At 56.5% G+C, this 260-nt stretch carries 1 rRNA gene; it reads right to left on the bottom strand.

The window, feature by feature from the left end:
* Nucleotides 1-260: ribosomal RNA gene (locus tag KI379_RS33840) — 23S ribosomal RNA — on the bottom strand; the annotation flags it as partial.

Genomic DNA, 260 nt, shown 5'->3' on the forward strand with positions numbered 1-260 from the left:
TTGAGACAGCGCCCAAGTCGTTACGCCATTCGTGCGGGTCAGAATTTACCTGACAAGGAATTTCGCTACCTTAGGACCGTTATAGTTACGGCCGCCGTTTACTGGGGCTTCGGTTCACAGCTTCGGGGTAAACCCCTAACCGCTCCCCTTAACCTTCCAGCACCGGGCAGGCGTCAGCCCGTATACTTCGCCTTGCGGCTTCGCACAGACCTGTGTTTTTGCTAAACAGTCGCTTGGGCCTTTTCACTGCGGCCCCCTCG

Source organism: Paenibacillus cineris (assembly GCF_018333335.1).
Taxonomy (GTDB): Bacteria; Bacillota; Bacilli; order Paenibacillales; family Paenibacillaceae; genus Paenibacillus_AQ; species Paenibacillus_AQ favisporus.